We start from the raw sequence: 6,346 nt of genomic DNA, 5'->3' as shown, positions 1-6,346 counted from the left end.
GCGCTCCGCGGCCCGGGTCGTCCGCTCCGCCCCTCAGCGCCTCTCGGAGCGCCGCGCCGCCGTGATCGCCGCCCGGCCGATCGACCACCCCTCGCCCGCGCTCCGGCGCGAGCTGCTGCTGCTCGCCCTGGCCAACCGATTCTCCCGCCGCTCCGCGGTCGATCCGGCGGGCGAGGTGGTGGTGACGATGACCACGCACGGCGAGCGGCTGCAGCGGGTCCACGTGGCGCTCGAGTCGATCGCCCGCGGCGACGCCCGGCCCGCGCGCCTGGTGCTCTGGCTCGACGACCCTGCCCTGCACGCCGACCTGCCCGCGCCGCTGCGCCGCCTCCGCCGCCGCGGCGTCGAGATCCGCCTGGTCGACGGCTACCGCGTGCACACGAAGTACTACCCGCACCTGCTCTCGGGCCGGGCGGGGGAGCGCGACCTCGTCACCTCCGACGACGACATCGTGTACCCGCGCACCTGGCTGAGGGGTCTGCTCGACGCCCGCTCGCGCTACCCCCGCGAGACCGTGCTCTGCTACCGCGCCCACCGGGTGGGGATCGTCGACGGCGCCGTGGCTCCGTACACGAGCTGGACGCCGGTCGCCGACACGCGCGCGTCGACCGACGTCTTCGGCACCTCCGTCTCCGGGCAGCTGCTGCCCGCCGCGCTCCTCGGCGAGATCGCCGCGCACGGGGAGGCGTTCCGCGAGATCGCCCCGGACGCCGACGACATCTGGCTGCACGTGCGCGCGGTCGACGCCGGCTACCGGATCGCGCAGATCGAGCCCCGGGCCCAGCTGTTCCCGTTCGTGCCGCGCACGCAGCAGTCCGGGCTCTACCTCGTCAACTACTGGGACGGCGGCAACGACCGCCAGGCCCGCGCGGCCTACACGCCCGAGGTGACGGCGCGGATCGCGGCGGACGCCTCCGCGAGAGGGGAGGTGCGCTGATGCGCCTGCTGTTCGTGAGCAACCTCTATCCGCCCCAGGTGCTCGGCGGATACGAGATGACCTGTGCGCGCGTCGCGGAGGCGATGGCGGCCGGCGGCCACACCGTGCGCGTGCTGACCACGCCGACCTACCTGCCGCCGGAGCCCTCGGGCGTCGAGGTGCACCGCACGTTGAGCCTGCGCACCTACTTCCCGCTGCCGCAGACGGGCGGCGAGATCGCTCAGCTGCTGCACCACGAGAGCGCCGTCTCGCGGTTCGAGAACACCCGCATCCTGCTCGAGGAGCTGCGCGACTTCGCGCCGACCCACGTGGTGGCCTTCAACCTGCTCGGGATCGGCGGCCTCGCGATGATCGACCTGCTGCGGGCGGTGGAGGCGCCGTGGATGTGGAACCTCGGCGACCGCATCCCGAACGCCCTGGTCGACGGGCTGCCCGAGCGCGTGCTCCGCGTCTACGGCGCCCAGGCCCCCGACCACTTCGACCGCGGCGAGATCGTCGCGGTCAGCCGCTCCCTCGTCGACGCGATCGAGGCCGGCGGGCTGAGCCTGGGCGAGGTCGAGGTGATCGGGCGCGGAGTGTCCGTTCCCCCCGACACCGCGGAGCCGCGGCGCTACCGCGAGGGCGGGACCACCCGGTTCACGTTCGCCGCGTCGCTCGGCGAGCACAAGGGCGTCGGGCTGGTGCTGGAGGCGGCGGCGTCTCTCGCGGAGGAGACCCGCGACTTCCGCGTGGACCTCTACGGCGACGGAGACGTGGACGGCTGGCGCGCCCGGGCGGACGAGGCGGGCCTGGCCGGCCTGGTCGAGTTCCACGGAGCGACGCCGCACGCCGAGGTGCTCGCCGCGCACGGCCGCGCCGACGCGTTCCTCTTCCCGACCTGGGCCGGAGAGGCGTTCGGCGTCGCGCCGGTCGAGGCGGCCGCGGCGGGCGCCGTGCCGATCGTGACGGCGGCCAGCGGAGTAGCGGAGTTCCTCATCGACGGCGTCGACTGCATCAAGATCACCCGCTCCGCCCCGGCGCTCCTCGAGGCGATGCGGGACGTGGCGAGCGGGGCGGTGGACCTCGAGGCGCTCGGTCGGCGGGGCCGGGCCGCGGCGCGCGGACCGCTCTCGTTCGAGCGCTCCGTCGAGCTGATCGAGGCCTCGCTCGAGCGCCGCTCCCGGCCGGGCCTCGCCGACCGCCTCGCCGACACCACCCTCGAGGCCGACATCATGGACAAGGATCTGCGGGCGATGGACGTGCTCCACCGCCGCTTCTCCGGACGGGACCACGACGATGACCACTGACCACGACTTCCTCCAGGACCCCGGCTCCGCGCCCACCCGGCTCGGCCGCGGCGGCGTCGTGCTCCGCGACGCCGTGCACCGGCTGGTCGCCCCCTGGTTCGAGCAGGCGCGGCTGCGCACGGAGGAGCTGCGCGCCGAGACGGCGGCCCTGCGCGACGAGGTGGCCGGGCTCCGCGGCGAGCTGAGCGCGGTGCAGGGCGACGTCTCCGTGCTGCGCGACGAGTCGGCGGGCCTCCGGGAGGCGCTGGACGAGCTCAGCGCGTCGGTCGCGGCCGACCGAGCCTCGTCCGAGGCGGCGGGTGCGGCGGCCGCCGAGCAGGCCGCCGACACCGCGGCGGCTCTCGACGAGCGCGTCCGCGGGGCCGAGCTCGAACTGCGGGCGGTCACCCGGCGCCTCGCGGAGGCGCTCGACCGCTGAGGCGGCGAGGCCCGGTCCTCGCGGCGATCAGGCGGGGACCGCCGTCCGCGCGAGCAGCTCGGCGATACGACCGGTGCAGCCGCCGCAGCCCGTGCCGGCGCGGGTCGCCCGCCCGACGCAGGCGACCGTCCCGTGTCCCGCCGCAGCCGCATCGGTGATCACCGCCGCCGTCACGCCGTTGCACCAGCAGACCGTGGCATCGGGGGCGAACGGATCGCCGGTCGCCGCGGCGCCCGCATCCGGGGCGTCCAGACGCAGGAGGCTCGACCGGTCCGCCGGCAGCTCCGAGCCCCGCTCGAAGAGGAGGCTGAGCTCGGCGCCGACCCGGGGCAGACCCACCGAGACGAACCCGCGCAGCACTCCTCCTGCGGTCACGAGCTTGGCGTAGCCGCCGCGGGCGGGGTCAGCCCACAGCGTCACCTCGAGGTGCTCCTCGCCCGGGCGGTGCGGGTCCCACGGCTCCGGGGCCACGTCGCCTCCTGCCACGAGGTCGACACCCTCGGCCTTCAGCATCACGACCGCCGGTCGGGCGTCGGGGACGCGCTCCTCGCCGCAGCGGCCCTCCGCCTCCGCCCGGATCCGTGCTGCGAGCCGGTCCGCCTGCTCCCATCCCGGACCGATCAGTCCGCTCGGTCCGCCGGGCACGCGGCCGTCGGGCAGGGCCGAGCCGCGGGGGGCGACGTGCGCGCAGTCGCCGATCGCGAAGACGTCCGGGTCGCTCCAGCTGCGCAGCTGCTCATCGACCAGGATCCCGGTCGAGACGGCGAGCTCCGCGCCCGCGGCCAGCTCGACCCGCGCACCGACACCGCACGAGAGCACCAGCAGATCCCCCTCGATCTGCTTGCCGTCAGCGCAGACGAGCGCCTGGAAGTGCGCACGGCCGCGGTCGTCGTGCGCGAGCAGGACGCTCTCGGACCGGGCGTGCGCCACCATCTCGACGCCGGCCGCGCGGGCGGCCGCGGCCAGCATCCGGCCCCCGCCCGTGTCGAGATTGCGGGCCATCGGGATGTCGCCGTGGAAGACCACCACCACCTGCGCGCCCTGCTCGGCGGCCGCGAGGGCGAACTCGATCCCGAGCACTCCCGCCCCGAGCACGACGAGGCGCGCGCCGGAGCGCACGGACTCGCGGACCACCCGGGCGTCGGCCAGGTCGCGCAGCGCCACCACCCGCTCCGGGAGGGGCCGGGAGCCCGCGTCGAGCGACTCCGGATCGGCGGCGCGCACCGTCCGCTCGCGTCGGGACCGCTCCATCCCGGCGAGGGTCGGCACGTTCGCCCGGGCGCCGGTGGCCAGGACGAGGCGGTCGTAGGGCAGCCGCTCGCCGTCGTGCAGCCGCACGACGTTCCGCGCGCGGTCGATCCCCACGACGGCCGCTCCCAGGCGCAGGACGACGCCCGCCGCCTCCGCCGCCGTCCGGTCGCCGAGGTCGAGGCGCTCGCGGGTCGCCCGGCCGACGGCGTACTCCGCGAGCAGGACACGGTTGTACGGGTCGTCGCTCTCGGCGCCGACCACCGTCAGCGCGACCAGACCGGCCCGCACGGCCGGCAGCAGCTCCTCGACGAAGCGCGAGCCGACGGGGCCATAGCCGATCAGGACGATCCGCTCGGGAGGTGTCTCAGGCATGTGCCGTCCCTTCCGCGCGGACCCAGACCCGCGTGCGCTTGAACTCGGGCATCGACGACACCGGGTCCACGACGGCCTCGGTGAGGAGGTTCGCGCACTGCTCACCCGCGTAGTGGAAGGGCAGGAACACCGTGTCGTGGCGGATGTCCGCGGTGACGCTCGCGCGGGCGCGGACCACGCCGCGCGCGTTCCCGATCGCCACAGGTGCTCCGTCGCGGACGCCGAGCCGGGAGGCGGTCGCCGGGTGGATCTCGAGCCGAGCCTCGGGGCGGGCCGCATCGAGCTCCGCGACCCGCCGGGTCTGGGTGCCCGACTGGTACTGCTGGAGGTAGCGGCCGGTCACGAGGGTCAGCTCCTCGCCGCGGTCCACGACGACGGGGACGGCGGGGATGACGGCGACCAGGCGCGCCCGGCCGTCGGGGTGCCCGAAGCGCTCAGCGAAGAGGCGCGGCGTCCCCGTGCCGCCCGCGGGGTAGGGCCAGTGGGCGGCGATCCCGGTGTCGAGCAGGGCGTGCGAGAGGCCGGAGTAGTCGGCCACGCCTCCCGCGGACGCGCGGGCCAGCTCGTCGAACACCTCCGAGGGGACCGCCGACCAGCTCGAGGGGGCGTCGAGACGGCGCGCCAGCTCGCTCATGATCCAGAGCTCGCTGCGCACTCCTGCCGGCGGGTCGATCGCCCGGCGGCGGCGGAGCACCCGGCCCTCGAGCGAGGTCATCGTGCCCTCCTCCTCCGCCCACTGCGGCACCGGGAGCACCACATCGGCCAGCGCGGCGGTCTCGGAGAGGAAGAAGTCGCAGACGACCAGCGTGTCCAGGGCCTCGAGCCCGGCGCGGACGGCGTCGGCGTCCGGAGCCGAGACGACCACGTTGGAGCCGTGCACCAGCAGGCAGTGCACGGAGCGTCCGAGCTCGGCGAGCAGGGCGGTGGCGGGCAGGCCCGGGCCGGGGATCGATTCGGGCGTCACGTCCCAGACGGCGGCGACGTGGCGCCGCGCCTCCGGATCGCGGATGGAGCGGTACCCCGGGAGCTGATCGGCCTTCTGGCCGTGCTCGCGTCCGCCCTGGCCGTTGCCCTGACCGGTGAGCGTGCCGTACCCCGACCCCTCGCGACCCACCAGGCCGAGCACGAGAGCGAGGTTGATCGCGGCGGTCGCGGTGTCGGTGCCGTCGACGTGCTGCTCGACCCCGCGGCCGGTCAGCACGAACGACCGCCCCGCGGCGAGCCGGCGCGCGAGGGAGCGGAGGAGCGTGGTCGGCACGCCCGTGACCGCGGACGTGCGCTCCGGCCACCACGCCGAGACGCTGCGGCGCACCGCCTCGGCGCCGGTCGTGCGCGCGGCGAGGTAGGCGGTGTCGGCGAGGCCCTCGGCGAAGACCAGGTGGATCAGCCCGAGCAGGAGCGGCAGATCCGTCCCGGGAGCGGGCTGCAGATGCGTGCCGGCGCCGTCCTCCGTCAGCCGCGCGGTGGCCGAGCGGCGCGGGTCGACGACCACCAGGCCGCCCCGCGAGCGGGCACCGGCGAAGCGGGCGAGCAGCGGCGGCATCGTCGCGGCGACGTTCGAGCCCAGGAGCAGGATCGTGTCGGCGTCGTCGAGGTCGGACACCGGGAACGGCAGTCCGCGATCGACGCCGAAGGCGCGGTTGCCGGCCGCCGCGGCCGAGGACATGCAGAAGCGGCCGTTGTAGTCGATCCGGGAGGTGCCGAGAGCGATTCGAGCGAACTTCCCGAGCTGGTAGGCCTTCTCATTGGTGAGGCCCCCGCCGCCGAAGACGGCCACCGCGTCGGCGCCGTGCCGCGCCCGGACGCCGCGCACCGCCGCGGCGACCGCGTCGAGCGCCTCCTCCCACGACGCCTCCGCGAGGACGCCGTCGGCGCCGCGCAGCAGCGGGGAGACCAGTCGCTGTCCGCTCGCCAGCAGCTCGACGGAGGTCCAGCCCTTGGCGCAGAGCCCGCCCCGGTTCGTCGGGAACTCCCTCCCCTCGACCGCCAGGGGCACGGGGCCCGCCGCGGGTGTCAGCGTCATCGCGCACTGCAGGGCGCAGTACGGGCAGTGGGAGTCGGTCGGGGCGGGTGCGCTCATCG

At 75.8% G+C, this 6,346-nt stretch carries 5 protein-coding genes; 3 read left to right on the top strand and 2 right to left on the bottom strand.

Annotated features, from left to right (window positions below):
• The 3 genes from C5C33_RS18650 to C5C33_RS14895 all read left to right on the top strand — a co-directional run.
• Positions 1 to 937: hypothetical protein (locus C5C33_RS18650; protein WP_104261500.1), on the top strand; the 937-nt coding region annotated here is incomplete at its 5' end.
• Positions 937 to 2,223, top strand: a complete 1,287-nt coding sequence (locus tag C5C33_RS14900; protein WP_104261499.1) for a glycosyltransferase — start codon at positions 937 to 939, stop codon at positions 2,221 to 2,223. The genes C5C33_RS18650 and C5C33_RS14900, both read left to right, overlap by 1 nt.
• Positions 2,213 to 2,641: a hypothetical protein gene (locus C5C33_RS14895; protein WP_104247711.1), complete on the top strand. Its 429-nt coding sequence runs from the start codon at positions 2,213 to 2,215 to the stop codon at positions 2,639 to 2,641. The genes C5C33_RS14900 and C5C33_RS14895 overlap by 11 nt, the downstream gene beginning before the upstream one ends.
• Before the next feature lie 27 nt (positions 2,642 to 2,668).
• On the opposite strand, the gene C5C33_RS14890 is transcribed toward C5C33_RS14895, so the two are convergent.
• Complete coding sequence (locus tag C5C33_RS14890) at positions 2,669 to 4,264, bottom strand: NAD(P)/FAD-dependent oxidoreductase (RefSeq protein ID WP_104227174.1); 1,596 nt, start codon at positions 4,262 to 4,264, stop codon at positions 2,669 to 2,671.
• The gene (locus C5C33_RS14885) at positions 4,257 to 6,344 is read right to left on the bottom strand and encodes a molybdopterin oxidoreductase family protein (RefSeq protein WP_104261498.1); all 2,088 of its coding nucleotides are present in this window, start codon (positions 6,342 to 6,344) and stop codon (positions 4,257 to 4,259) included. Before C5C33_RS14885 ends, C5C33_RS14890 begins: the two co-directional genes overlap by 8 nt.
• Positions 6,345 to 6,346 lie beyond the last annotated feature (2 nt).

This window comes from Rathayibacter sp. AY1H3 (assembly GCF_002932015.1).
Note: the sequence above shows the minus strand (reverse complement) of the source record. Positions and strands in the feature narration are given on the sequence as shown.